Genomic DNA, 25,589 nt, shown 5'->3' with positions numbered 1-25,589 from the left:
CTATTTATCCCCATTTCTTTTGCTAAGGCCACCAAATCTTCTGTCTCTTTTGCTGAAATCAATAAGGGCTTCAGCAAAATCATCCTTTGAGAAATCCGGCCAGTTGGTATCCGTAAACCAGAATTCAGCGTATGCTGTCTGCCAAATCAGGAAATTACTCAGCCGCATATCTCCGCTTGTCCTGATAACCAAATCCACTGGTGGCAGATCACCGGTATCCAAACTGGAATCAATAAGTCCGGCGTCTATATCCTCCGGAGCAAGCTTTCCGGCTGCAACATCCCTGGCCAGGGACTGAACGGTTCTCACCATCTCGTCCTGTCCGCCATAATTCACCGCAACGGTAAATCTGACCCCGGTATTGTCAGCAGTGCGCTGCTTGGCGTCCTCCATCATTTTTTGCAGATGAGCGGAAAATCCATCCACCCTTCCAATAAAGTCTATATGAACATTATCCCTGTCCATCTCATCAAGTTCTTTTTCCAGATAATCGGAAAACAGCTTCATGAGAAAATCCACCTCTTCAGTGGGGCGTTTCCAGTTTTCCGTTGAAAAGGCGTAAACCGTCAAAGCCTCCAAATTGAGATAAATGGCAGCTTTCAAGGTTCTTTTCAGGGCCTTTACCCCAGCGACATGCCCGGCAGATCTGAGCATGCCCTTTTTATTCGCCCAACGGCCATTACCATCCATAATTATGGCAACATGGCGTGGCAGGGTCTCTTTGTCTATTGTCGCGAGTAAATCCTGATCTAAATCGATATTTGGAGATTTCTTTTTGCCAAATATTTTTTTCCACATAATTTAATAACTCCAACTCAAAGAAAATAAGCCCCTCAAACACACAATTGAGGGGCATATTGACATGTACCAGTCAGAACGATCTGATGTATGTCTCATCAAGGAGCTACAATAGCACCTACAGGGCAACCTGCTGCACAAGCACCACACTCAACGCAAACATCCGGATTGATTTCATACTTGCCATCACCTTCGGAAATTGCCTCTACAGGACAAGTACCTGCACAAGTACCGCAAGAAATGCACCCTTCTTCAATCTTGTAAGCCATTACAAGCCACCTCCTTAAGCAGTCGAGCTGCCAGTCTAATATCAAATGTACCATCATCTAACCTTCTCTGCCTGATTACATAATATTGATCAGTATCAAGCGGAAAAAAATCTTTCGTTGGATGGGTTACTGATACATTATACCTTATATTAGCATTATTAAGCAAGGTTTTAGCCAAATCCCATGGTCTGCCAACAACATCAAGCTCCATATCAGACTTCCATTATTTCTTTTTCTTTTGCTTCCTTCAGGGTATCAACATTCTTGATAAAGCCATCGACAACCTTCTGGAATTTCTCCAAGCCCTTCTTGGCCTCATCCTCAGTGATTTCCTTGTCTTTTTCCAGCTTCTTGATGGCTTCATTCGCATCCCGGCGGATGTTTCTTATGGCCACCTTTGCTTCCTCACCCTTCTTGTTTACTGATTTAACCAGCTCCTTGCGGCGTTCCTGGGTAAGCTGTGGAATGGAAAGACGGATTGCAGTACCATCAGAATTTGGAGAAAGTCCCAGCTCCGATTTCATTATTGCCTTTTCGATTTCATGGAGAATGGATTTTTCCCATGGCTGAATCATAATCATGCGTGGCTCCGGAACAGAAACCTTGGCTACCTGATTCACAGGTGTAGGAGTCCCGTAATAATCCACCATTACCTTATCCAGCAGGGAAGGTGTGGCACGACCGGCACGCAGTGAGCCAAATTCTCTCTTGAGCGCATCAATAGACTTATTAAGACGCTCTTCATTGGAAGCTATAATATCATTAACCATAAATTATTTACCTCCTACTGTGGTGCCGATATTTTCACCGACAGCCGCCCTATAAATATTCTCATAATCATCAATCTTGAACACAACCAGAGGTATGTCGTTATCCATGCAAAGGCTGGTTGCTGTGGAATCCATTACAGAAAGACGGCGGAGCAGGATTTCAGAATAGCTTATCTGCTCAAATTTAACAGCATCGTCATTGGTATTTGGATCCTTGTCATAAATACCCTCAGTACCTTTTTTACCCATGAGGATAACATCCGCCTCGATCTCAGCTGCCCTAAGGGCTGCTGTAGTATCAGTTGAAAAATACGGGTTACCTGTACCAGCACCAAAAATAACAACGCGTCCCTTTTCCATGTGACGAATAGCCTTGCGACGGATATAAGGCTCAGCCACCTGACGCATTTCAATAGCACTCTGGACACGGGATGGAACATCCTGCTGCTCCAGGGCATCCTGGATAGCCAGGGAGTTGATAACTGTAGCCAACATGCCCATGTAATCAGCCTGGGCACGATCCATGCCCTTGGCACTGCCAGCCAGTCCCCTCCAAATATTTCCACCACCTACTACGATAGCTACATCAATGCCGGCTTCATGCACACGCTTAATCTGCTTGCCGATAGCCTCAACCACTACAGGATTAATACCAAAGCCCTGTTCGCCTGCCAAAGATTCTCCACTAAGCTTTAATACAACGCGTTTGTATTTTCCCACTGCAACAACCTCCATATTTAAGATTTACACAGATTACCTCTAGTTATTTTCGACAACTATCAAAATAATCCTTGTTCGTTTGTAAGAAAAGGGACCGCATCATACAGTCCCTTTTCAACTAGAAATATATTCACATTATTTCATCTGAGCTGCAACCTCAGCTGCAAAATCCTCATTTTTCTTTTCAAGGCCTTCACCCATCTCAAAACGGGTAAAACGAAGAACCTTCTCACTGCCGAGAATATCCTGAATAGTCTCGTGCTCTGAAGACTTGAAGAATTCCTGCTCAACCAGGCAAACTTCCTTATAATACTTGTTGATACGGCCATCAACCATCTTGTCAACGATTGCCTCAGGCTTACCCTCTTCCAGAGCCTGTGCACGCAATACAGAACGCTCATGTGCAAGAGCCTCAGGGTCTACACCGCTGCGGTCAATGCTGGTAGGCTTCTGTGCAGTAATCTGCAGGGCAACATCCTGTGCCAGCTCATCACTGCCACCAGTCAGCTCTACTACTACACCGATCTTACCACCCATATGAATGTAAGTAGCCAGCTTGTGCTCAGAGGTATATACCACGAAGCGGCGCAGGGACAGCTTCTCACCAATGGAGGCTACAGCCTCGGTCATAACATCAGCTACGGTCTTGCCGTCCAGCATGGAAGCATTCAATGCATCCAAATCAGCAGGTTTGGTAGCAATAATATGATTGGCAATCTTCTTTACCAGATCCTTGAAGTTATCATTCTTGGCAACGAAGTCAGTCTCAGAATTAACCTCTACCAGGCATGCTGTGTTGGTGGCCTGATCATAAGCAGAAGCAACAACGCCCTCTGATGCAATACGGCCGGCCTTCTTGGCTGCCTTGGAAATTCCCTTTTCACGAAGATAATCTATAGCCTTGTCCTTATCGCCATCACACTCAACAAGAGCTTTCTTGCAATCCATCATACCGGCGCCGGTAAGTTCACGCAGCTCTTTTACTAATGCAGCAGTAATCTGTGCCATTATTAATTTCCTCCCAAACAATAAATTAAAATCAAATGCCGGACACGGATCATCCCGGTCCTTATAACGCCATTGTTCACATTTTTCTTTTGAAAAAAGAAAAATCTTCCAGTTAGCGCTTCAACGAGCTGGGAGATATGCTCACCAGCTGTTAAAGATTGATTCCCCCCACCTTAAGAGGAAGGGGACATCTTAAGCTCGTTATAACGCCATGATAAAACCTCGCCTGTTGGCAGCTTTTATCTGATATTGCCGTAAAAAACAGGGGTAAGGGATATCCCCTTACCCCTGTTTAGGTTTCTCTTTATTCAGCTTCCTCTGCTGGAGCCTCAGCAGCCTGTCCCTGACGACCTTCGATAACAGCGTCAGCAATCTTGCCGGTAAGCAATTTCACTGCACGGATAGCGTCATCATTACCAGGAATTGGATAATCAATCTCATCAGGATCACAGTTGGTATCGATAATAGCAACGATAGGAATGTTCAGCTTGTGAGCCTCAGCCACAGCGATTCTTTCCTTGCGTGGATCAACGATAAACAAAGCACCTGGAAGCTCTTTCATTTCCTTGATACCACCAAGATACTTCTCCAGCTTCTCCATTTCATGTCTCAAACCCTGAACTTCCTTCTTGGTGAGAACATCAAAGGTACCATCCTCTGCCATGGTCTCGAGCTCCTTAAGTCTCTCAACACGGGCCTGAATGGTCTTGAAGTTGGTCATCATACCGCCCAGCCAACGCTCGTTGACATAGAACATATCAGCCTTAATGGCCTCTTCCTTGATAGCCTCCTGAGCCTGTTTCTTGGTACCAACAAACAGAACTGACTTGCCTTCCTCAGCAACGCTGCGGACAAAATTGTAAGCCTCTTCAGCCTTTTTAACGGTCTTCTGAAGATCAATGATATAAATACCATTGCGCTCGGTGAAGATGTACTTGGCCATCTTAGGGTTCCATCTTCTGGTCTGATGTCCAAAGTGAACACCAGCTTCTAATAACTGTTTCATTGAAACAACTGACATAATGGTGCACCTCCTGTTTTTTTCCTCCGCCAGCCTCATCCGACTGCGCCACCCATATTCAGGGCACAGGGCAATCGTCCTCCAGCGTGCGTTTTGTTTATTACACCGTTTGATAGTTTATCATATGCATTGTAATAATGCAACCTGTTTTTACCTTATTTTTGTGTCAGGATATAGCATCCCGGCACAACATCACGGGATGACCTGATATCAATCTCCAGACCAAATTCCCGCCTTAAATTTCTAAAGCTGTCCATGGCTCTTATCTCGTTGGCAGCCTGGGGATTGAGCTGTAAAAGGTAACCCTCCTGGGCATGTTTTTTTACTTCCACCCGCCGTATATCGCGGCACACCTTTATGGCAATTGCCTCAGGTGACAGGACCCGTCCGGAGCCCTCACAGGATGGACACTGGCAATACAGCAGGCTTTCCAGGTTCTTGCGGGATTTACGGCGGGTAATTTCCACCAGCCCCAAAGGTGTCATGTCCACCACCTTGGTTTTTGACCTATCCAGCACCGCCTTTTGACGAAGACGCTCCAACAATTCATCATTGTGGGCCGGGTCTTCCATGTCTATAAAATCAACGAGTATTATTCCGCCAATATCGCGGAGCCTCAGCTGCTTCATGATTTCGTCTGCCGCTTCGATGTTCAGCTTGTATACCGTATCGGCAAGATTAAGATCCCCCACAAAGCTGCCGGTGTTGACATCTATCACCGTCATGGCCTCGGTTTTGTCAATGACCAGGAAGCCACCGGATTTCAGCTGTACTACCCGGCTGTTGAGCCCTGATACGCTTTCGGATATACCGTAGGCATCAAAGAGATTGGCACCGGTATACAGCTCTATTTTATCCACGGAATCAGGGGATATCGACTGCACCAGGTCTCTTACACGATTAAAAACCCTCTGGTCGTCAATAATCATTTTGCCAACATCAGCCGTGAAATAATCACGGACAATGCGTATGACCAGATCGGCATCCCGATAAAGAAGTGAACTGGTTTCTGCCCTTTTTGCCTTGGCAGATATTTCCTCCCACACCCTGGAGAGATATCGTATATCATTTATCAGGCTTTCGGCAGGTTGCCCCACAGCTGCAGTCCGTATTATTATTCCCATTCCCTCAGGACAGGCCCCGGCCACAATATCCCGCAGGCGGTTTCTCTCATCCTGGTCCTCAATACGGTGTGAAATTCCTATATAGGCCGAATTGGGCATCAGGACAACATGCCGTCCAGGAATTGACAGGTGCATGGTTGCCCTGGGGCCCTTGCTCCCCACCTCATCCTTGATTATCTGTACTATGATGTTCTGTCCCACAGTTATGTTTTCCCGGGGTGCATTTGCCTTGGCTGCAGTGGCTACCTTCCCGTTGCCTATATATAGGAAGGAGTTTTTACTTTGTCCGATATCAATAAAGGCGGCCTGCATGCCCTTTAAAACATTTTGGACCTGTCCCTTATATATGTTTCCTACCAGATGGGCATGATTTGCCCTTTCCAGCTCAAGACCGGTAAGTTCTCCATCTTCGGTTACGGCCATCCTGGTCTCTTCCGGCATGACATTAATATATATGGTTTTCACAGACCTTTCCTCCTCTCAAAAAAATATCGGCCCTCGTTACACCAGGTCAATAAGGGGCTTGCCCTGTCCCAGTAGCATGCTGCGGTTAATCAGGGCCTTGCCCATATCACCGGGCAAACCATATGTTTTCACAAGAATTTCCAGGATTTCTGCGGGTTTTATGCTTCCCGACTGAGTGATGGCTATTTTCATTGTGAGCTTCAGTAAATCTCCTGACATGGAAAGTGCCACAGGTTCAACCATGTATTGCTTGACCTCTATATCCCTGGTCTTTTTGGGCGTTACCCTATGATAATTAACCTCGGAAGCTGTATTATAGCTCTTCACTGCATTGACGGCCTTATCCCAGTCACCAAGAAGGGGAAGCAGTATTTCATATATCCCCTGCTCCACTTCTGCCATAAGGGCCTTGTGTTTTTTTCCCTGACAGGCTTTTGGCTCCTTCACCGGCTTCAGTTTCAGAAGCCTGATTCCCGGTGGCAGGGCGCTGCTGAGTTTATCAAAAACCTCAGGCTGGCACAATGGTTTGGTCAGTTCAAAATCCATATATTCGGCATCACTGGTTACACCAAGAGAAAGGGGTGATGCAAAAGACATTTTCAGATGCGGGTTGAAGCCCTCTGTGTAGGCAGCCGGTAGCTTCGCCCGGCGTATGGCCCGTTCCATGACCCCGGCATAATCAAGATGTGAAATATATCTTATTTCATCACCCTTTGTCAGCTGTGCCCTGTACTTATACATCAATCCTCACCTCATCCCTTTTCCAATCCCTGATACTCACATTCAGGGATGGACAAACCCCGCAACCGGAGCATTTGCCGCGGCGGCAGTCTTCAGTAAGCCGGGCAGCCATAGCCTTGTCATATTCCCGGCGAAGGAACTCCCGACTGACACCAGGTGTGGTATGCTCCCAGGGCAAAGGCTCATCCAGACTGCGCTGGCGCTCATTGTATTCCTTCATGGAAATGCCACATTTTTCAAAGGCCTCATGCCATACATCCTCCTTAAAAAGGTCAGTCCAGCCATCAAATTTGGCCCCATCCTTCCAGGCCTGGAAAATCACCTTGCTCAAACGGCGGTCTCCCCGTGATATCGCCCCTTCCAGGACACTGACACGGGCATCATGATAGTGAAATTTTACAGCCCTTTCCCTGATGTTTTCCTTCAGCAGCCTTTGGCGTCGCTCAAATTCAGCTTTAGGGAGCTGACCAAACCACTGGAAAGGTGTATGTGGCTTTGGAACGAAACAGGATACACTGATTGTGATGGTCACTCCCCATTTACCTGTGACTTCCTTGTATTTACGGGCTACCTTTTCTGCCAGTTCTGCAATCCCTATGATATCCTCATCTGTTTCAGTTGGCAGTCCCATCATGAAATACAGCTTTACCTGCTTCCAACCCTGCTTAAAGGCTGCCTCAACTGCAGTCATCAGATTCTCCTCGGTGACACCCTTGTTGATTACATCACGAAGACGCTGGGTACCGGCCTCCGGAGCAAAGGTAAGTCCGCTTTTCCTGACCTGCTGCATCTTGTGAGCCAGATCTATGGAGAAGCTGTCTATCCGCAATGATGGCAGGGAAAAGCTGACCTTCTCCCCTTCAAAATCAGCAAAGAGATCATCCACCAGCTCACCAAGGCAGGAATAATCTGCCGAGCTCAGGGAGGTCAGGGACATTTCATTATATCCGCTGGAATCCACCAGCTTACGGGCCAGCTCACGCAGATATTCCCTGCTTCTTTCCCTGACAGGGCGATAGGATGTTCCAGCCTGGCAAAATCTACAGCCTCTGGTACAGCCCCTGAAAAGCTCAAGCATAATGCGGTCATGGACAATTCCAATATACGGCATCACAGGTTTCTCCACAAAATGCACCTTGTCCAGATCCTTTACCACCCTTTTGTATATTTTCTCTCTTGCCTCAGGCTCTGTAGGCTCAATGGACTTGAAGCCTCCTGCCTCATCATAGGATACCTTGTAAAAGGAAGGAACATATATGCCTTCCAGCTTTGCGACCTCACGCAGGAACCCCTTTCTGCCACCGGGGCGGCTGTTTTTATCCCATGCCACAAAGGCAGCCGCTACTTCTGAAATAACCTCCTCGCCTTCGCCTAATATAAAGAAATCAAAAAAATCACAAATAGGCTCGGTGTTATATACGGTAGGGCCACCACCCACCACAAAGGTATCTCTGTCACTGCGTTCCTCAGCCCAAATCGGAATCCCTGCCAAATCCAGCATATTAAGGACATTGGAATATATCATTTCGTACTGAAGGGTAAATCCTAAAAAATCAAAGCTGTTTATCTCCCTGAAGCTCTCCAGGGAAAACAGGGGAATATCCCGTTGACGCATGATGGCTTCCATATCTGTCCAGGGCGCATATACCCGTTCGCATAAGGTATCCTCACGGTTATTCAGCACCTCATACAGGATTTTCAGGCCCAGGTTGGACATGCCGACCTCATAGGTATCAGCCATGGCCAGGGCAAAATGACACCTGACTTCATCCCAGTTTTTATGCACAGCATTCAGCTCATGACCTGTATAACGGGCAGGCTTCTCTACCGCCTGCAGGATTTCAGGTTCTAATTTTACCATTGCTCAAACTCCCTTTATATAGACACGATTGAAAATAAAGAATAAAAATGGGCTGTATAAGCCAGCCCATTTACCATCCAAAGAAATGGCACAATCATTGACCGGTCCGGCTGCACCGGTCCAGTCTAAAATTGTAATTTTTGGTTCCGCAGATAAATATTAAGCAGTATTGCCACCGACAACATATTCGTCGTAAGAGCACTGACACCATAACTCATAAAAGGCAGCGGAATACCGGTAACTGGCATGATTCCCGCTGTCATTCCCACATTAACCAGTACATGGAAGGCCAGCATGGAGGTAATGCCCACAGCCAACAGCATGCCAAAGGTGTCCTGGGCCTGCTGGGCAATCTTGATTCCACGCCACATAAGAATCAGGTACATCAATAGCAAAAATGTGGTACCGATAAAGCCAAGCTCTTCACCGACTACTGCAAATATAAAATCCGTATGATTTTCCGGAAGGAAGTTCAGCTGACTCTGGGTTCCGGAAAACAGGCCCTTGCCAAATAACATTCCCGATCCTATTGCTATCTTGGATTGGATGATATGATACCCCGACCCCAGTGGATCTACATTTGGATCAATAAATACCATGATGCGCATTTTTTGGTATTCCTTCAGGACAAACATCCATAGCAGAGGCGCACAGGCAACCGCTGCGGAAAACATCCAGAACAGCAGTTTAAGATTTACGCCGCAGGCAAATATCATCCCAAGGAAAATAGCAATAAATACCAGTGATGTTCCCAAATCAGGCTGTTTTAACACCAGTAAAAAAGGAAGACCTACATACCCCAGCAGGGGAAGTAAATCGGAAAAGGTATTCAGCTTGCCGATCTTGTCCTGGAACACTGACGCCATACATATTATCATCATTATCTTGGAAAACTCTGACGGCTGCAGGGATATCGGCCCAAGCTGAATCCAGCGCTGTGCCCCCAAAGCCGACTGCCCCAGAAACATGACGGCCAGCAGCATGATTAAATTGAATATATATATTTTTTTTCCATATATTTGCAGCATTTTATAGTCAAAATTCATGAAGAATATAATCATCCCCACATTTATCAGGGTAAAAATTCCCTGGCGCTGCAAAAACCAATATCTGTCATCTGATGGTGTATTTATATGAGTTGCACTTCCTATGGTAATAAGGCTCATAATAATAATTGCTGTTACTGACACAACCAGTGCAACATCCACTTTCCTCAGCTTTTTATTTATAAACAAAATCAGACCCTCCAAGGATTTGTATTCCAGTACAATTATGATGAAGTTTTACCGGGGGAGCCGGCTTTGCATACCATAAAAGGGTGCATATGCCCCCTGCCTGTTATGGTCTTTTTGCCCAGCCTGCAAAGACAAGCTACAGCTTTAACCTCATAATAACTAATACATAGTATCATGAACCAAAACAAAGAACAATATCGATTCAAAAAAAAATGAGGAACCAGCCTGAGCCAGCTCCTCTTTTTCGTTTCACTACAGATAATCCATGCCCCCATTGTTCAGGTCCTTCTTCTCCGGAAGAAAATTTCCCATTGGCATCTGAACAAGACTACCAGCTTTTTAAGCCCATGAAACATGGGGAATGCTCCCCGTCATGATTTGTTTGCCGACCTGCAGGGAGAAGGAGGCTGCTATATCTCGTTATGATTATTTGTGGTGTTTCATATTTTGTACTGGAATATTGGCAACAAGTGCTACAGAATCATCCACATTCTCCAGGGATATTTCCATATCGGTTTTATCAATAACCATATATTTTGAAATAACCTGAATAATGTCGTCACGAAGCTGTGCCATAACTTCTGGAGAAACATTGGCCCTATCCTGGATAAGTACCATCTGTAGTCTTTTCTTTGCTACCTTGCCGGATTTCTCTGACCTGAAAATCTGCATCAATGAACCTAGCATCTATTTCTCCCCCCCTAAAATTCCAAAAGCCTTTTTCAATTTGGTGAAAAAGCCCTGCTTTTCAAATTCCAAAAAAGGAATATCCTCACCCATAATGCGACCAACAATATTGGCGTATGCCCTGCCGGCCTCGGAATCATTGTCCCCAACTACCGGCTCACCGCGGTTTGCTGATGTAACAACCTTGATATCATCAGGAACCTGACCGATACACTTAATTGCCAATATGTCATTGATATCATCCATATCCATCATTTCACCGCTGCTGACCATGGCTGGACGGATTCTGTTGATAATCAGCTTGATATTGTCTTTTTCGGAGCGTCCCAGCTCACCGATTATCTTATCAGCATCCCTTACTGCCGATACTTCAGGCATGGTAACAACAATCGCTGTGTCCGCACCGGCAATTGCTGTCTTAAAGCCCTGCTCAATACCTGCCGGGCAATCAATGATTACATAATCATATTCCTTGCGCAACTCATCGCAAAGTGCCATCAGGTCCGCAGGATTTACAGCTGATTTATCCTTTACCTGGGAAGTAGGCAATAGCTGAAGATTTTCATACTTCTTATGACGAACCAGTGCCTTTCTGATTTCCACACGGCCTTCAATTACATCTACCAGGTCGTACATAATCCGGTTTTCAAGTCCCAGAAGCAAATCAAGATTTCTAAGGCCTGTATCTGTATCGATCAATACTACCTTCTGACCACGCATCGCCAAGCCAACACCAAGATTTGCCGTAGTTGTGGACTTGCCTACACCACCCTTACCGGAAGTAACAACAATAACCTCACTCATCTAAACAATCCTACCTTTCTATTGGTTCAATTATAATTTTTCCATCTTTAATGTATGCCCGCTCAGCAAAATCATTTTTTTCCATATTGTCCGGGGACCGGGCAATAAGGTTTGCTATGCGAATCTGAGTAGGCATGAGCCTATCAGCTATTATCACAGCATTGGTATCACCCCACGCACCGGCATGGACTGTACCACGACAGGTGCCACGGATATCAATACTTCCACCGGCAATAATCTGTGCTCCGGGATTAACATTACCGCAAATAAGCACTGAACTTTTGCTGGATATTTCTTCGCCACCACGGATTGTATGATTGATTACCATCATTTCCTGAACGACGGGCTGCTCCTGGGCAACAGGTCTTGGATGATTCTCCCGCGCCCCGGTATATCTGGGTTGAGCTTTTTTCCCGGACTTTTCAATACCTAGTCCGTGTTGACTCAACAGCTGATCGATTCCCTTTTTCACGGAACGATCCAGATCGGCCACTTCCAGCTCGAATTTAGTACCTTCAGGAAAAAATCCCGGATTGGCCTCCAACTTCTTTTTAATTTCAGCTTCAATCTGTTCCATGCTGGCAGAGCTGTCAACCAACAGGCGAAAGCCATCCTTACCACCTTTTATTGTTATTAAATCCTTGCTCATGCTCTCCCCACCTATCTGCCATAAATTTATTCTAGAATCAGCATTCGTTTATCTTTTCAGTCCATCTGTATCATTTTCCTTTCCTGGCACAGGTGCATTATTCACCACAGCAGGCTGTGCCGGAGACTTTTCCTTGGAATTGTTCTTATCGGATTTGTTATCTTGCTGCCCATTGACCTGATTCTTCACCGAAGGAGCTTTCTTATCCTTTGACGGATCCGTGAGATGGAAGGCTGCATCCAGTATCTTCCTGCCTATTGGCACAGCGGAGGCCGAACCATAACCACCCTGCTCAACAATAACAGCAACCACTATATTAGGGTTATTAAAGGGACCATAGGCAACAAACCAGCCATGGTCACGACCATGAGGATTCTCAGCTGTACCTGTCTTACCTGCTATATCAACAGGATAATTATAGAAAGCTGATGCAGCTGTTCCAAACTTGGTAACTCCCTTTAATCCCTTTTGTACCAGCCTGATGTATTCAAGCGGCACATCCAGCTCACCAACCTTTTCCGGTTTGAATTGCTTTACCACCTTGCCATCCTGGTCAATAATCTTATTTACCAGATAAGGCTTAAACCTTTGGCCATCTGCGGCAATCTGCCCCATAACCATTGCAGCCTGTATCGGGGTAACTGAATTAAATCCCTGGCCTATGGCAGCATCGAATGTCTCTGCCAAATACCAGTCATCATCAAAGACCTTCCTCTTATAGGACTGGGATGCCACTATGCCCTCGGCCTCAAACAACAGGTTGATGCCGGTAGGCTTCCCAAGGCCAAACATCCTGGAATATTTTTCCAGCCTGTCAATTCCCAGGCGGTTGCCCATTTCGTAAAAATATACATTATCGGAATGAGCCATGGCTTCCTCAAAATTAATATAGCCCAAGGCTTCACCGTCTGCGTTGCCCTTATCTACAATCCAGTGCTTACCGGAATCATAAATCTTTTCCTCAGGGGTTACAACATGCTCCGCCAGAGCAGCTGTACCAGTTACTATCTTGAAGGTCGACCCCGGAGGATATTCACCGGTAATCGCCTTGTTGTCCATAGGATGATTTGGATTATTATTGATGACATTCCAATTTTTTGAGGATATTCCACCTACAAACAGATTTGGATCAAAGGAAGGACGGCTGACCATGGCCAACACTTCACCGGTCTGTGGATTCATTACCACAACAGCCGCCGCCTTGGCCCCGACTGCCACCAGCTGCTCATCCACTGCCTTTTCAGCGGCAGCCTGAATATCCTTATCCAGTGTAAGGACAAGATCACACCCCGGCACAGGATATTTCTTTCCCAAAACATCCACCGGCTTGCCGGTAACATCAACCTCTACCTGCTCTCCGCCATCCTTGCCACGGAGTTCCACATCATAAACGCGCTCAAGGCCTGCCTTACCTATGATATCACCCATTTTATACTTATGGGCCGAATCCTTTTTGGCCTCCAGCTCCTCATCGTTTATTTCACTGACATACCCAAAAACATGTACTGCCTGCTCTTTAAAAACATACTCACGAATTGGCAGTACTTCGATTACAACTCCAGGATACAAATCCTTTTGTTCAGCGATAATACTGTAAATTTCAGGACCTATGCCAGTTTTTATTCTTATGGGATCAAATCCCACATGACTGTCAATCTTCTTTTTTATATCATCTCTGGATACCTTTAATAACAATGAAAGTCGATTGATTACATCGTCTGAAATCGGCTCCGTCAATGGAAGCAAAGAAACAGCAAAGCCCGGTCTGTTGGTGACCAGCAGCACTCCGTTCCGGTCATAGAAATTTCCCCGGGGAGCTACTGCAGGCACAATGCGTATTCTGTTACCATCTGCCAGATGAGAATAATATTCGCCTTTATATATCTGCAAATACCCCATACGGCCAATAAGCACCGTAATAATCAGTATTATTATAATACCGATTACCTTTAGGCGCCCACCAAACTCTATATCATTCGTATTCACCAGAAAAAACTCCCACTACAACGGAAGGCACCATCCAGTGCCCCGGATAAATCAAATAAATTGTTGCTGCCTGTTTCCCCATGTTATTCCGGTCCCATTAACATATCGCTTTACATTACATATCAGATGTTTTATTCCACATCCATCTGACAATACAGTGAACCGGCCATGCAAAAACCAAATTATAACAGATAAGGGGTGCTAGCTTGAATTGAAAATGTGCCAGCCAATCAAAGCTGTATCCCAGCAAAAGCATAATAATCTCAATGACGATAAAGCTAAAAACAGTATTCAGAACTGAAGCGACTACCGGCAGACCAAAGCTGTCATTAAGAACCCTTTTGGAAAAAATTCCACATACATAGCCTATAATCATCTTGGTAAAGGTATTTATTCCCAAAAATGTACCTGATGCCAGATCCTCAAACAGGCCAAACAAAAATCCGGCAAAACAGCCTTTATTTCGGTCTGTCAAAAAGCCCACAGAGCCTGTCACGAGCAACAGAAGATCCGGCCCGATTCCATGAAAATAGAATAAAGGCATGAATGAGGATTGGAACGCATATACCAAAATAACAAATAATAGCCAGGCCAGAAATTTTTTCATTATTTTCCACCCTCATTTATTGGATTTCCGGCCTTATCAGTCTCAGTTCCCGGAGTCTGCTCAGGCGGTATCAACGGCTGTGGCGGGGCTTCCCTTGAAGCAGTTATTATCATAACATCCTCCAACCGCTGGAAATCCACTGATGTATATAAATATGCTATATCGAGCAATCCACCGTTATCATTTTTGATGGAGGCCACGGAGCCAACCATCAGCCCCTTGGGGAAGACACCTCCAAAGCCTGAGGTAACAATGGTATCTCCTTCAACAATATCAGAATTTCTTGGAATATTAATCATCTGTGGCAGCATGGCATCACTGGGATTACCCTGTACTATACCTGCGACCCTGGATTCAGACCGCTGTACCAGCGTTCCCACTGAAAAACGGGAATCCAACAGCAGCTGTACCTGGGCAGCATTCGGTGTAACCTCAGTAACAACACCCACAAGACCTTTTTCAGTTATAACAGGCATATTTACAGCTACACCATCAGAGGTACCCCTGTTTACACTGATTACACTGGTCCAGGTTGCTGACTCACGGCCAATAACCTTCGCCGGAAGCAAATCAAACTGAACGGCAGACTGCTTATAATGAAGCATTTCACGCAGGCGGATATTCTCAGCCACATATTCCTCAGCCTGAAGATTTTGCTGTCTAAGGGCCAAAACCTCTTCCCGCAGCTCATTATTCTGATAATATACCATGGTAACATCCCACACGAAAGTAGCAGCACCATTTACCTTGGCCTCTACCCAGGAAATAGCCCGCTGAAAGGGAGCCAATGCAGATATAACAGTCGAATTGGTAAGAACAGGGTTTAATGTGCCTCTGGCTGCCAGAAAAATTAACAGAAATACACCGACAGCAACAGCAGCCAATACCCAATTTGCCTTGCGCGAATCATGATTCTGTCGAATTTTGCTCATATTATCTCAACTTCTTTGTAGTCATAACAACCCGCTTCAACAATTCAATGTTTTCCAGGGAACGCCCGGTACCTTCACCTACACAGGATAATGCATCCTCGGAAACCAATACAGGCATACCTGTCTCATTGCTCAGCAGCTTATCGAGATTGCTGAGCAGGGAGCCGCCACCTGTCATCATTATGCCATGATCCATTACATCAGCTGCCAGCTCAGGTGGAGTCTTTTCCAAAGTGCTCTTAACAGCATCTATGATCTTGTATACAGGTTCACTAAGAGCATCACGGATTTCACTGGCCTTGATATTAAGTGTCTTTGGCAGACCACTTACAAGGTCACGGCCACGGATATCCATGGTTTTTTCATTTTCAACATTAACAATGGCAGAACCTATGCTGATCTTGATTTCCTCAGCAGTACGCTCACCAATCATCAGATTGTATTCCCGCTTAATATACTGGATGATGGATGAATCCATCTCATCTCCGCCAATACGGATTGAACAGCTGGTAACAATACCACCCAGGGAAATAACTGCTATTTCAGTAGTACCACCGCCGATATCTACCACCATGGAACCGGTAGCCTCCTCAACCGGAAGACCAGCACCAATAGCTGCGGCCATAGGCTCCTCAATAAGATATGCTTCGCGGGCACCTGCCTGCTGAGCAGCGTCAATAACTGCTCTCTTTTCAACCTCAGTGACACCTGATGGAACCCCCACAACGACCCTTGGACGAACAAATGATTTTGCATTCATGGCCTTGCGGATGAAATACTTCAGCATTGCCTGGGTAACATCAAAATCTGCTATAACACCATCCTTCATAGGACGGATAGCAATAATGCTGCCCGGAGTACGGCCGATCATGCGCTTTGCATCATCACCTACCGCCAGGACTTCACCATTTTCACTTTTTATGGCAACAACAGATGGTTCACGCAACACAATACCCTTGCCCTTAACATGTACCAAAGTGTTTGCAGTACCCAAATCAATACCCATATCGTGGGATAATCCACCAAATAAACTCCACATAAACTAATACTCCCTTCAATATTGCAAAATGCTTAAACATTATTTTTGCCTTTTGGGGCACTGCTCCTTGCAGGGTACAGTGCCATAAAACAAAACCAAAAGTAGGTCTAAAATTATTTAGACCACATGTCATTGTATCATACCTTCCTCTTTAAGGGAAATATATTTATTATCCCCAAGTACAATATGATCCAAAACAGGTATATCCATCAGCTTTCCAGCCCTTACCATCTGCTGTGTCACACTGATATCCTCCTTGCTGGGGGATGGATCACCACTGGGGTGATTGTGCACCAGTATAACAGCTGCGGCTGAATTCTGCACGGCGGCCTTGAACACCTCACGCGGATGTGCCACAGATGCCGTCAGGCTTCCAATGGATATAATAGGCATGGACAAAATATGATGCTTGATATTCAACAGTATGACTGCAAAATGCTCACGCTGCTGGTAACGCAGCCGTGGCATAGCATAATCCGCTGCATCTGCGGGACAGCGCACAACAGGTCTCTGTACTGCAGTATGTTGTTCGAGTCTTTTTCCCAACTCGACTGCAGCCAGAAGTAATGCAGCTTTTGCATTACCTATTCCCCTATGGGCTGTCAGCTCCTCGGCACTCATTGAGGCCAGGGCCGAAACCCCGCTTTCACGGTGCTGACTCAATAATTCCTGAGCCAGCTGCATTGCCGACTTTTCCTTGGATCCACTTCCCAGCAAAATTGCCAGAAGCTCAGCGTTGCTGAGTATTCCCGGGCCATGGGCAATCAGCCTTTCCCGGGGACGGTCATCAACTGGAAGATCCTTCACCATTGTCATACAAATCAATCCCCGCTTTCCGGGCAAGACCATCAAGACAATGGAGCGGCAAGCCTACGACATTGGAGTAAGAACCTCTGATTCCGTCAATAAATACAGCCGCCCTGCCTTGTATGGCGTAGGCACCGGCTTTGTCGACCGGTTCACCGGTGGCTATATACTCATCAATCTGATCTGCGGATAAAGGAGAAAAAACAACCTCTGTCGTCTCCCATGCCTGCCAGAAATTATTTTTCCAGGCAAACACCACACCGGTTGTAACCTGATGTGTCCTGCCGGAAAACCTTGTAAGCATATCCCTGGCATGCTCCTCATCCTGAGGCTTACCATATATATGTCCATCAAGACTTACAACTGTGTCCGCACCCAGCACAGGGTATTCCCCATGCTCAGCAGCCACAGCCGCAGCCTTTAAATGCGCATTTTTTACTACCAATTCGCCGGGGGAAAGTCCCTCAGCAGACAATTCATCGGCGTGACTTGTAATAACCTTGAATTTACACCCTATCTGTGTAAGCAGCTCCCTCCTACGGGGAGAAGCCGAGGCCAAAATTATCATTTGCCCCCCCTTAATATCGGCGGAACAGTATGATGGCTATGACCATGCCCAAAATACTCATGAGATTGGGCGTAAAGGAAAAGCCAACTGTCAGCTTGATAACATAAAGATTCAATACAGCCGGTGCAATGTCAAGAACCGGATAGGTATGAACCAGGTACGGCATCACACCCGAAAAGGCATCAAACCCACTGAGCAGGTCTCCCAATATACCTCCCAGAACTGCACCAATTATCACAAACACAATCAATGTGCCATAACTTCTGCTCATTACACTCACAAAAAAACCTCCATCTTAAAAATCTACACTACAATATTATAACGCAATTGTTCAAATTTTTCTTCCCCCAGAAGAAAAATCTTCCAAATTAGTATTTTCCCCAAGACCACTGGCCTTGCGTCGCACGAGACTAGAGATATGCTCACCGCCTGTTAAAATCAGCACCCCGTTATTTCTTCCCTGGAAGCAGCCCAAAGCAGTTGAAAAACCCTGTTTTCTTACGCTAAAAGGGCCTGACCTTTCCGGTCAGGCTCACCTCGGTATCACGGTTTAATTACCATGCAGAATAACATGGCTAAACTTTTTGCTTCCATAATATCAATTCATGGAAATAGCGGACATAAAGGACGATAGCGGCGCCAATCACCCTTTTTACCTTTTCCCCGGAGAGAAAAATGGCAATAACATAAAAATTCTGCCCACTATATAGGATATAATCAGGCCCCCTCCACCGACAATGGCAAACTTAAGGTAAGTCGGCCAGGCCATCTGCAGCAACCACATATTAAGCAGTATGACAATCCCCAGATGAACATAATACATGGCATAGGAGCCGGAACTTAAGGCGGTGAGGAAAGCATTGGTATAATTCATCCTGGAGCGGAATATTGCCAAAAGACCAAATACGGCTGTCATGGTATAAAGGCTCTGCAGGGCCATTTTTACCAGCAAAAAACTGGTCTGGGACCTGACAATGGTCGCCCCAAAAAGTGAATAGGCCACATAAACAACAGAGAACACCACGAATGCCGGGAGCCATATCGTGGAATCCAGCCCCTGATTTTTCGCGGAAAACCACTGGCGTTTCCAGGCATACACACCCAGAAAGAAATATATTATATAAAATGTCAATCTGGTAGGCTGGAAAACAAACACAGGCCATACCGTATACCACGAATCAACATATCCACCGGTAAGCAGGCAGACCCCGGCCGTAAGGCAATAGGACAGCACCGCTGTAATGCCAAACTGCAAGCGGCCAGGCACCACAGGAGTCAACCTCTCCTTTAAGGATGATTTGAATTTTACGGCAACAAACAGAATTACATAAAGATAAAACAATGTTCCCAAAAACCAATAGTGCACATGTGAAAATATCGGCCCGAAGAAAAACATCCTGCCCCAAAATTCCATGTAAGGAATAGCTATATCCCTGGAAACGAATGTACTATAGGTAATCAATGGCGCCAGCAGCAGTACCCCCAAAACCCAGGGAATAAATATACGCACCAGCTTTGATTTCCAAAATTCCCCACTGCTGTGTACAGACAGGGAATTGATGGCGAAATATCCGGCCACAAAAAACATTATGGGTACGATAAAGGCATCAGCCCATATGATAAAAATCGTCAAGGACATCTGGGGCTCAGCAGGATCTGACACATACCAGCCTGCAGGCCCATAAGCCATATAGGCCATGGCACCATGAAATATTATCATCAAACAAACAATAAAGGCCTTCAAATTATCCAAAAAGAACAATCTTTTAGCGGCTGCTGAAAACGACATAGCTTAATACTCCTCCACATTTATACATCTTCCTGTTTTTTGTTTTTCTTGTTATGCTTTTCATAGATGAAAAATGCTCCCACTACTGCCACTGCCAATAAAATATTGAACACAAGCCTATACGGGTTTTCACTGGCCGTGACAGCGTCATGTCCAATCATGGCCTCAATAGCCGTGGAAGGCAGCTTACCAATAAGAGCTGCCAGGACATAAGCCTTGAGGCTCATTTTACTCAGGGCACCTACGGCATTGAGCACTCCGGAAGGCAGATAAGGCACCAGACGGGCTATAAGCATTACCTTGAAACCGTCCCGTCCACTGACATCATCAATCTGCTTCAGATATGAATTTTTGGCAATTGCTTCCTCTGCTGCCTCACGAAACAGAAACCGCAACAGCAGAAAGCTGATGGTCACCCCAACCGTTTCAGCAATCCAGGAAAGGATTATTCCCGGCACGATACCGAAAATCAGGGCGTTTGCCGACGAAAAAATAATGGCCGGCGGAAATCCAATGGCATTTACACACAGCACCAGCAGGAAACTGAACAGCATGGCCCAGGGCCCAAAAGAATTAATGTAGGCTGCCACCAATTCCATATCCCCGCTAAGACAGACCTCCCACAGTTCATTGAAGAATGCAGGATTCATCATGTATATAATCAAAAACAGCAGCATCATTACCGCCACTGCCCCAATTTTAATCATAGCTGCAGATTTCTTTTTTTGCATGTCATGCCCCCTAAACCACTAATACAAGAGATTATATCACTACAACAAAAAATAGTCACCCCAAAGGAAAAACTCCACCGCCCCGGCCCAGGCTCCCCAAAAAATGATGACGGCCCTTTTCAGTGGGAGTTTTTACTGCCACTGAAAATTTAATTGAATTAGCCGCTGAACATAGGATAAAAGCATTGACGAAAGGCGCACCTGGTAGTAATATTTTAATGGTCTTGTAGTAAAAATATACACCACAAGTCTAAATTTTTTATGAAAAGCTGGTGAGGAAAAATGGATACGGACTATCCTAGCCCGGAAACCCCGGATAACCCCAAAAAGAATATGGAGACCGTACCGCTTTTTTCCTGCCTTTACATGACAAGATAAAGTATTATGGTCTCCTTTTAGCGAAAGGAGTACCATTATGCTCAAAATTTTAAAATCCCATGAGAATGGACCGCTGGCAGAATTGAGTCTGAAGGCCCTGGAAAATGGTGCCTGGATAAACATCGTCGATCCTACACCATATGAGCTGAAGGTTGTGAGCAACCTTACCGAGGTTGAACCTGATTTTCTCCGTTCTGCACTTGATGATGAGGAGCGCTCCCATATTGATATCGAAGACAACAGTGTCATGATCCTGACCAATGTCCCAATCATCAGGGAAGAAGGCGGTTATGATACACTGCCACTGGCGATCATTATGACCGAGGATTATATTATCACAGTATGTTTGGAGGACACACCGGTCCTGTCCTATTTCAATGAAAAGCATGCACGGTTCTTTCGGACCTTCAAGAAGACACGCTTTTTGTTCCAGATACTGTACCGCTCTGCTACCTTTTACCTCAGTTACCTGAGACAGATCAGCAAGCAATCAGATGAAATAGAACGAAAGCTCCGTCACTCGATGAAGAACAAGGAAATCCTGAAGCTGCTGGAGCTGCAAAAATCCCTGACATTCTTCAATGCTTCCCTGCGTTCCAACGGTGCCGTGCTTGACAAGCTAATGCGCCTGCGCACAAATACTACCATGCGTCCCATGCTGAAGTATTACGAGGAAGACGAGGACCTGCTGGAGGATGTTATCATAGAAAACAAGCAGGCCAAGGAAATGGTGGAAATGTACAGCAAGATTCTTGCACGCCTTGCCGATACCTTTTCATCCATCATTTCCAATAACCTGAACCAGGTCATGAAATTCCTGGCAGCAATCACCATACTACTGGCCATACCGACTGTTATATCCAGTTTTTTCGGAATGAATGTACCGGTGCCAATGGCAGAAAATGATTGGGCCTTCAGCTATATATTTGGCATTGCCGGACTGCTGGTGGGAATTTGCGGACTGCTGCTCTGGAAAAGTGATATGTTCTGATATAAGGAGAATGCCATGGCAACAATGACCGAATCACAATTAAAGGCCGGGATAATCTTTGGTGACAATAATACCGCAGAATATATCTACATGCCGGCAAGCGAGCTGGGCATCGAATCACCCATGTGTGTATACGAGTATGACAGTACCAGGGATGACCTGGATATGGCAGCTGCCATCCGAATGATACAGCTGCGTAGCCTGAAGCCAACAGTACATCCACTGCTGGGCAAAACCTCCTGTTAACGAAAGAGAGGTACAAAAATATGATTGCAGCTTCATCATCTGAATTTTTAAAGGAATTCACCATATATGCTGACAGGGCACAGGATGAACAGGAAGTAATATTTGTCCAGCGTGCCAATGACAAAAACATTGTAGTCATGTCAATGGATACATATAACGAAATGAATAAAAAAATTTATCAGTCATCAAAGAGGTAAGAAACAGGCTGTGTAAAAAGTATTCACGGATTACTCCCATACTTTTTGCACAGCCTGTTTTTGATATTAAATCATTTTTACCCAATTAAATTCTAGCTGATAATAGACTTGAGCACACCAAACAGCCTGTCAACATCCACCGGCTTGGCAATATGCTCGTTCATACCACATTGCAGGGCCAACTGCCTGTCCTCAAAAAATGCATCTGCTGTCATGGCAATTATCGGTACATCCTTCTTGCCCTTTTCAGACATGGCACGGATACGCCTGGTAGCCTCATAGCCATCCATCACCGGCATCTTTATATCCATGAGAATCAAATCATAATGTCCTCTGGAATGATTGATTACCTTATCCACCGCTACTTCACCATTTTCAGCCACTTCCACAAAAAATCCGGCGTCCTCAAGAATGGTGACAGCAATTTCCTGATTCATCTTATTATCCTCAGCCAGCAAAATGCGTCTGCCGATAAAATCATCATGCAGGGATGAACCTCCATCCTGTGAATCAGCGGTTTCCTCCATCAGACGGGATACCATGGCCTTAACATCGGAAGAAAACAGCGGTTTCATAATGAACTCCGAAACCCCTGCCTCACGGGCATCCATTTCGATATCTGCATAATCCTCATCAACAATAAGAAATATCGGAACCTTGGCAGCTACAAACTGACGGAGCTGCCGTGCTATTTCCACGCCATTCACTTCAGACATGCGCCATCCAATAAAGTAAGCATCATATGTCGCATCCTTGTCTGCAGCCATCTTTGCCCAATGCACCGCTTCATTTGGGGATAATGTCCACTCTGCCACACACCCGAATCTTTCCAATATTGCCACCAGGCTGTTGCAGGTAGCAAGGGAATTATCCAACACCAGGACCTTTTTGCCATTGATTACAGGTAATACAGCATCACTGTGCTTCATATGCATTCCCTGCTGTATTCTAAGGCCAACATCCACAATTATTTCAGTCCCAACGCCCTGAGTGCTGTTAATGACAATATCACCCTGCATCAGATCAATGATGTTTTTGGTAATGGCCATGCTGAGACCGGTACCCTGCAAAACATTCTTGATGGTGTTTTCATCCTTTTCAAATGGGTCAAAAATATGAGCCACAAAGCTTGGACTCATACCAATACCGTTATCCTTCACCCGGAACTCAAAGTAGGCATACTCAGCCCGATTTGATTTTTTCTCGATAATGGTAACATCAACACTGCCTCCATTATCAGTATATTTAACCGCATTGGACACCAGGTTCAGCAAAACCTGATTGAAACGCAACCGATCACAAAAAATCTGTTCATGAACCACATCAACAGTTTCCATAACAAGTTTGATCTGCTTTGCCTTGGCTATGCCCCTAACTGCATTAAACACCTCATGTATGATATCCGGAAGGGAATTAGGCAGCTCATCCAATTGGGCCCGGCCTTCCTCAATATTGGTAATATCAAGTACCTCATTGAACAGACGAAGCATGTGCTTTCCCGAATCAGTGATTTTGTTCAGATAATCCCTGACCCGATCATATTCCTGAACATGCGAACTGGCCAATCCGGCAAAACCGATGACCGCATTCATTGGAATACGGATATCATGGGACATCTTTATCAAAAACTGCTGTCTGGCCTTATTGGTCTTCTCAGCCTCAAGGAGTGATGCCTCCAATAAATTTCGCTGCTCAACTTCGTTTTTTAATTGCTCATCCATACAACGAGTGTGCTTTTTGTTGACCAAAAGGAGATAGTCCTGCCCAATTGTCAGTTCCAGAGCCCGGCCTACCCTGGCAACAGCATTTCTTTCATTGTCCTTCCACTGGTGCTGCTGATTGTCAAAATCCATAACCCCAGCCAGCGCCCATACCTCTCCATTCTGAACCATTCCATAATACAGTATCGGATTGGCAAATTCATCCCCCAAAAAGGATAATCTGTCTACTCCCAGGGAAGCATGGTCAAGTAGCTTTGACAGTGTTTCAGCCTCATGCTGCCCAATAGGGAATTCTGCACCACTGAAATCTATATCCTCAATCTCCGAGCTATAAGCTGAAAAGGTATAGACATCACTGGAGACATCTTTTGTCAGCAAAAAAGCAAAGCTGCAGCCCACATACTCACGAAGAGCCGTAACAAGCTCCTGCATGTGCTCCCCTGCCTTGCATTTTCCATCAGTCAGACACCATAAATATTCTTTTATACAAGTATCAAGAGCCGATACATTTTCCTGAATACTCATATAGATATTTCCTCCTCCTACAAAAAACTAATACTTTACTCTATTTTCTTAAAAACCTTAAAGATAGTCAAGAATAATTGTGGTACAATTCAAAAAACTTCATTCCGGGAAAATGATATTTCGTGGAGGGAAAGCATTGTTTTCCTTCCATCATCCATACAACCTGCACCACTTATTCAGGGTCCTGTCACACAATCCCCTCATAATAGCACTGTTCCCGGCAGGACACAATAACCACCGGAACTGGGGTCATTGTATTCTGCCGGGAACAAAAAGTATCAATAATCAACTTAATTTAACAGAATAGCACACTATGCTGATTATTTATATGAGTTCACTGATATCAAGGTGTTTCATATGATCCCTGGGTATAGAAATGCGCTTTGGCATGGTTCGGCTCATAATATATTCGTTTTCCTCTATGGTTACAATAACAGCCGGGTTGTCCTCAAGGACCTTATCCAGCTTTTCAAAAACCTTAAGAACTTTTTCCCTGCAACCAAAAACCCTGTTAATCATATATATGCTGTCCGGTTTCTGCGCATAATACACCAATCCCGCCTCATCCTCGAAAATCGTAATCAATCGACGCAAGAAACTCTTAGGCACTGCATTCCCTATTGATCTAACATCATAACTATCTCTCACAGCATCAGAAATACTTGCAAAGGGGAGCAGCTCTTCATCCAACTTCATTTCCTTTAAATATGTGTACAAGGAAACCACTCGCTTTCTAAATAAAATTCGACCCTTTCAGTGGAAGTGATAAATTGAAATAATATAACGAGCTTTAAGATGTCCCCCTTCCTCTTTAGGTGGGGGAAAACAAACTACAACAGCTGGCGAGCATATCTCCCAGCTCGTTGAAACGCTAATTGGAAGATTTTTCTTCTAAAGAAGAAAAATTTGAACAATGGCGT

At 45.2% G+C, this 25,589-nt stretch carries 26 protein-coding genes and 1 pseudogene; 3 read left to right on the top strand and 24 right to left on the bottom strand.

Annotated elements, in window-relative coordinates; genetic code table 11:
* From K6C05_RS00360 to K6C05_RS00255, 22 genes and pseudogenes are all read right to left on the bottom strand, one after another.
* On the bottom strand, nucleotides 1-798 hold the full coding sequence (locus K6C05_RS00360) for an isoprenyl transferase (protein ID WP_296730264.1): 798 nt from the start codon (nucleotides 796-798) through the stop codon (nucleotides 1-3).
* A gap of 98 nt (nucleotides 799-896) precedes the next feature.
* On the bottom strand, nucleotides 897-1,067 hold the full coding sequence (locus K6C05_RS00355) for a 4Fe-4S binding protein (RefSeq protein ID WP_296730262.1): 171 nt from the start codon (nucleotides 1,065-1,067) through the stop codon (nucleotides 897-899).
* The gene (locus tag K6C05_RS00350) at nucleotides 1,051-1,278 is read right to left on the bottom strand and encodes an aliphatic sulfonate ABC transporter (RefSeq protein WP_296730260.1); all 228 of its coding nucleotides are present in this window, start codon (nucleotides 1,276-1,278) and stop codon (nucleotides 1,051-1,053) included. The genes K6C05_RS00355 and K6C05_RS00350 overlap by 17 nt, the downstream gene beginning before the upstream one ends.
* 1 nt (nucleotide 1,279) lies before the next feature.
* Nucleotides 1,280-1,837, bottom strand: coding sequence for a ribosome recycling factor (gene frr / locus K6C05_RS00345; protein ID WP_296730259.1), 558 nt, complete (start codon nucleotides 1,835-1,837; stop codon nucleotides 1,280-1,282).
* A gap of 3 nt (nucleotides 1,838-1,840) precedes the next feature.
* On the bottom strand, nucleotides 1,841-2,572 hold the full coding sequence (gene pyrH, locus K6C05_RS00340) for a UMP kinase (RefSeq protein WP_296730258.1): 732 nt from the start codon (nucleotides 2,570-2,572) through the stop codon (nucleotides 1,841-1,843).
* A 120-nt stretch (nucleotides 2,573-2,692) separates the two neighbouring features.
* Nucleotides 2,693-3,565, bottom strand: coding sequence for a translation elongation factor Ts (gene tsf / locus K6C05_RS00335; protein WP_296730256.1), 873 nt, complete (start codon nucleotides 3,563-3,565; stop codon nucleotides 2,693-2,695).
* Nucleotides 3,566-3,869: 304 nt separating this feature from the next.
* Nucleotides 3,870-4,586: a 30S ribosomal protein S2 gene (gene rpsB / locus K6C05_RS00330; RefSeq protein WP_296730254.1), complete on the bottom strand. Its 717-nt coding sequence runs from the start codon at nucleotides 4,584-4,586 to the stop codon at nucleotides 3,870-3,872.
* Between the two features lie 155 nt (nucleotides 4,587-4,741).
* A complete protein-coding gene (locus K6C05_RS00325) occupies nucleotides 4,742-6,175 on the bottom strand; it encodes an Rne/Rng family ribonuclease (protein ID WP_296730252.1) in 1,434 nt (477 codons plus the stop codon).
* A gap of 36 nt (nucleotides 6,176-6,211) precedes the next feature.
* Nucleotides 6,212-8,777: pseudogene (locus tag K6C05_RS00320) on the bottom strand (TIGR03960 family B12-binding radical SAM protein).
* 125 nt (nucleotides 8,778-8,902) lie between these two features.
* Nucleotides 8,903-10,015, bottom strand: a complete 1,113-nt coding sequence (gene rodA, locus K6C05_RS00315) for a rod shape-determining protein RodA (RefSeq protein WP_296730301.1) — start codon at nucleotides 10,013-10,015, stop codon at nucleotides 8,903-8,905.
* Nucleotides 10,016-10,438: 423 nt separating this feature from the next.
* Nucleotides 10,439-10,699: a cell division topological specificity factor MinE gene (minE, locus tag K6C05_RS00310; RefSeq protein ID WP_296730250.1), complete on the bottom strand. Its 261-nt coding sequence runs from the start codon at nucleotides 10,697-10,699 to the stop codon at nucleotides 10,439-10,441.
* On the bottom strand, nucleotides 10,700-11,503 hold the full coding sequence (gene minD / locus K6C05_RS00305) for a septum site-determining protein MinD (protein WP_296730248.1): 804 nt from the start codon (nucleotides 11,501-11,503) through the stop codon (nucleotides 10,700-10,702).
* A 10-nt stretch (nucleotides 11,504-11,513) separates the two neighbouring features.
* Nucleotides 11,514-12,152: a septum site-determining protein MinC gene (minC, locus tag K6C05_RS00300; RefSeq protein ID WP_296730247.1), complete on the bottom strand. Its 639-nt coding sequence runs from the start codon at nucleotides 12,150-12,152 to the stop codon at nucleotides 11,514-11,516.
* A gap of 48 nt (nucleotides 12,153-12,200) precedes the next feature.
* A complete protein-coding gene (mrdA, locus tag K6C05_RS00295) occupies nucleotides 12,201-14,138 on the bottom strand; it encodes a penicillin-binding protein 2 (protein ID WP_296730245.1) in 1,938 nt (645 codons plus the stop codon).
* 115 nt (nucleotides 14,139-14,253) lie between these two features.
* The gene (mreD, locus tag K6C05_RS00290) at nucleotides 14,254-14,745 is read right to left on the bottom strand and encodes a rod shape-determining protein MreD (RefSeq protein WP_296730243.1); all 492 of its coding nucleotides are present in this window, start codon (nucleotides 14,743-14,745) and stop codon (nucleotides 14,254-14,256) included.
* The gene (gene mreC / locus K6C05_RS00285) at nucleotides 14,745-15,677 is read right to left on the bottom strand and encodes a rod shape-determining protein MreC (protein WP_296730242.1); all 933 of its coding nucleotides are present in this window, start codon (nucleotides 15,675-15,677) and stop codon (nucleotides 14,745-14,747) included. Before mreC ends, mreD begins: the two co-directional genes overlap by 1 nt.
* Before the next feature lies 1 nt (nucleotide 15,678).
* A complete protein-coding gene (locus tag K6C05_RS00280) occupies nucleotides 15,679-16,716 on the bottom strand; it encodes a rod shape-determining protein (RefSeq protein WP_296730240.1) in 1,038 nt (345 codons plus the stop codon).
* 129 nt (nucleotides 16,717-16,845) lie between these two features.
* On the bottom strand, nucleotides 16,846-17,532 hold the full coding sequence (gene radC, locus K6C05_RS00275; RefSeq protein ID WP_296730239.1) for a DNA repair protein RadC: 687 nt from the start codon (nucleotides 17,530-17,532) through the stop codon (nucleotides 16,846-16,848).
* Nucleotides 17,504-18,091, bottom strand: coding sequence for a Maf family protein (locus K6C05_RS00270; protein ID WP_296730237.1), 588 nt, complete (start codon nucleotides 18,089-18,091; stop codon nucleotides 17,504-17,506). The genes radC and K6C05_RS00270 overlap by 29 nt, the downstream gene beginning before the upstream one ends.
* 10 nt (nucleotides 18,092-18,101) lie before the next feature.
* Nucleotides 18,102-18,362 carry a DUF4321 domain-containing protein gene (locus tag K6C05_RS00265; RefSeq protein ID WP_296730300.1) on the bottom strand — a complete coding sequence of 87 codons (261 nt, stop codon included), beginning with the start codon at nucleotides 18,360-18,362 and terminating at the stop codon, nucleotides 18,102-18,104.
* 381 nt (nucleotides 18,363-18,743) lie between these two features.
* The gene (locus K6C05_RS00260) at nucleotides 18,744-19,880 is read right to left on the bottom strand and encodes an acyltransferase family protein (RefSeq protein WP_296730236.1); all 1,137 of its coding nucleotides are present in this window, start codon (nucleotides 19,878-19,880) and stop codon (nucleotides 18,744-18,746) included.
* A gap of 20 nt (nucleotides 19,881-19,900) precedes the next feature.
* Entirely contained in the window at nucleotides 19,901-20,611 is a 711-nt protein-coding gene (locus K6C05_RS00255; RefSeq protein WP_296730234.1) for a TVP38/TMEM64 family protein, read from the bottom strand.
* 415 nt (nucleotides 20,612-21,026) lie between these two features.
* Between K6C05_RS00255 and K6C05_RS00250 the strand changes: the two genes are divergently transcribed.
* From K6C05_RS00250 to K6C05_RS00240, 3 genes are read left to right on the top strand one after another with little or no spacing between them, the layout of a single operon-like run.
* Nucleotides 21,027-21,980, top strand: a complete 954-nt coding sequence (locus K6C05_RS00250; RefSeq protein ID WP_296730232.1) for a magnesium transporter CorA family protein — start codon at nucleotides 21,027-21,029, stop codon at nucleotides 21,978-21,980.
* Nucleotides 21,981-21,995: 15 nt separating this feature from the next.
* Nucleotides 21,996-22,226, top strand: a complete 231-nt coding sequence (locus K6C05_RS00245; protein WP_296730230.1) for a hypothetical protein — start codon at nucleotides 21,996-21,998, stop codon at nucleotides 22,224-22,226.
* Nucleotides 22,227-22,246: 20 nt separating this feature from the next.
* Entirely contained in the window at nucleotides 22,247-22,423 is a 177-nt protein-coding gene (locus K6C05_RS00240; RefSeq protein ID WP_296730229.1) for a type II toxin-antitoxin system Phd/YefM family antitoxin, read from the top strand.
* A 92-nt stretch (nucleotides 22,424-22,515) separates the two neighbouring features.
* On the opposite strand, the gene K6C05_RS00235 is transcribed toward K6C05_RS00240, so the two are convergent.
* Both K6C05_RS00235 and K6C05_RS00230 read right to left on the bottom strand, forming a co-directional pair.
* The gene (locus tag K6C05_RS00235; protein WP_296730228.1) at nucleotides 22,516-24,669 is read right to left on the bottom strand and encodes a response regulator; all 2,154 of its coding nucleotides are present in this window, start codon (nucleotides 24,667-24,669) and stop codon (nucleotides 22,516-22,518) included.
* Between the two features lie 324 nt (nucleotides 24,670-24,993).
* On the bottom strand, nucleotides 24,994-25,365 hold the full coding sequence (locus K6C05_RS00230) for a hypothetical protein (protein WP_296730226.1): 372 nt from the start codon (nucleotides 25,363-25,365) through the stop codon (nucleotides 24,994-24,996).
* Nucleotides 25,366-25,589 lie beyond the last annotated feature (224 nt).

Source organism: Anaerovibrio sp. (assembly GCF_024697385.1).
In the GTDB taxonomy this organism is placed as follows: Bacteria; Bacillota; Negativicutes; order Selenomonadales; family Selenomonadaceae; genus Anaerovibrio.
This window is presented reverse-complemented; position numbering and strand designations above follow the sequence as displayed.

Coding starts and splice junctions, on each gene's coding strand:
- K6C05_RS00240 (WP_296730229.1), top strand. CDS start 22,247: ATGATTGCAGCTTCATCATCTGAATTTTTAAAGGAATTCACCATATAT.
- K6C05_RS00280 (WP_296730240.1), bottom strand. CDS start 16,716: ATGTGGAGTTTATTTGGTGGATTATCCCACGATATGGGTATTGATTTG.
- K6C05_RS00265 (WP_296730300.1), bottom strand. CDS start 18,362: ATGAGCAGAAGTTATGGCACATTGATTGTGTTTGTGATAATTGGTGCA.
- K6C05_RS00235 (WP_296730228.1), bottom strand. CDS start 24,669: ATGAGTATTCAGGAAAATGTATCGGCTCTTGATACTTGTATAAAAGAA.
- K6C05_RS00245 (WP_296730230.1), top strand. CDS start 21,996: ATGGCAACAATGACCGAATCACAATTAAAGGCCGGGATAATCTTTGGT.
- minE (WP_296730250.1), bottom strand. CDS start 10,699: ATGCTAGGTTCATTGATGCAGATTTTCAGGTCAGAGAAATCCGGCAAG.
- tsf (WP_296730256.1), bottom strand. CDS start 3,565: ATGGCACAGATTACTGCTGCATTAGTAAAAGAGCTGCGTGAACTTACC.
- K6C05_RS00250 (WP_296730232.1), top strand. CDS start 21,027: ATGCTCAAAATTTTAAAATCCCATGAGAATGGACCGCTGGCAGAATTG.
- K6C05_RS00255 (WP_296730234.1), bottom strand. CDS start 20,611: ATGCAAAAAAAGAAATCTGCAGCTATGATTAAAATTGGGGCAGTGGCG.
- K6C05_RS00270 (WP_296730237.1), bottom strand. CDS start 18,091: ATGATAATTTTGGCCTCGGCTTCTCCCCGTAGGAGGGAGCTGCTTACA.
- K6C05_RS00350 (WP_296730260.1), bottom strand. CDS start 1,278: ATGGAGCTTGATGTTGTTGGCAGACCATGGGATTTGGCTAAAACCTTG.
- K6C05_RS00230 (WP_296730226.1), bottom strand. CDS start 25,365: ATGAAGTTGGATGAAGAGCTGCTCCCCTTTGCAAGTATTTCTGATGCT.
- minC (WP_296730247.1), bottom strand. CDS start 12,152: ATGAGCAAGGATTTAATAACAATAAAAGGTGGTAAGGATGGCTTTCGC.
- pyrH (WP_296730258.1), bottom strand. CDS start 2,572: ATGGAGGTTGTTGCAGTGGGAAAATACAAACGCGTTGTATTAAAGCTT.
- K6C05_RS00260 (WP_296730236.1), bottom strand. CDS start 19,880: ATGTCGTTTTCAGCAGCCGCTAAAAGATTGTTCTTTTTGGATAATTTG.
- K6C05_RS00360 (WP_296730264.1), bottom strand. CDS start 798: ATGTGGAAAAAAATATTTGGCAAAAAGAAATCTCCAAATATCGATTTA.
- mreD (WP_296730243.1), bottom strand. CDS start 14,745: ATGAAAAAATTTCTGGCCTGGCTATTATTTGTTATTTTGGTATATGCG.
- minD (WP_296730248.1), bottom strand. CDS start 11,503: ATGAGTGAGGTTATTGTTGTTACTTCCGGTAAGGGTGGTGTAGGCAAG.
- radC (WP_296730239.1), bottom strand. CDS start 17,532: ATGACAATGGTGAAGGATCTTCCAGTTGATGACCGTCCCCGGGAAAGG.
- K6C05_RS00355 (WP_296730262.1), bottom strand. CDS start 1,067: ATGGCTTACAAGATTGAAGAAGGGTGCATTTCTTGCGGTACTTGTGCA.
- frr (WP_296730259.1), bottom strand. CDS start 1,837: ATGGTTAATGATATTATAGCTTCCAATGAAGAGCGTCTTAATAAGTCT.
- rpsB (WP_296730254.1), bottom strand. CDS start 4,586: ATGTCAGTTGTTTCAATGAAACAGTTATTAGAAGCTGGTGTTCACTTT.
- mreC (WP_296730242.1), bottom strand. CDS start 15,677: ATGAGCAAAATTCGACAGAATCATGATTCGCGCAAGGCAAATTGGGTA.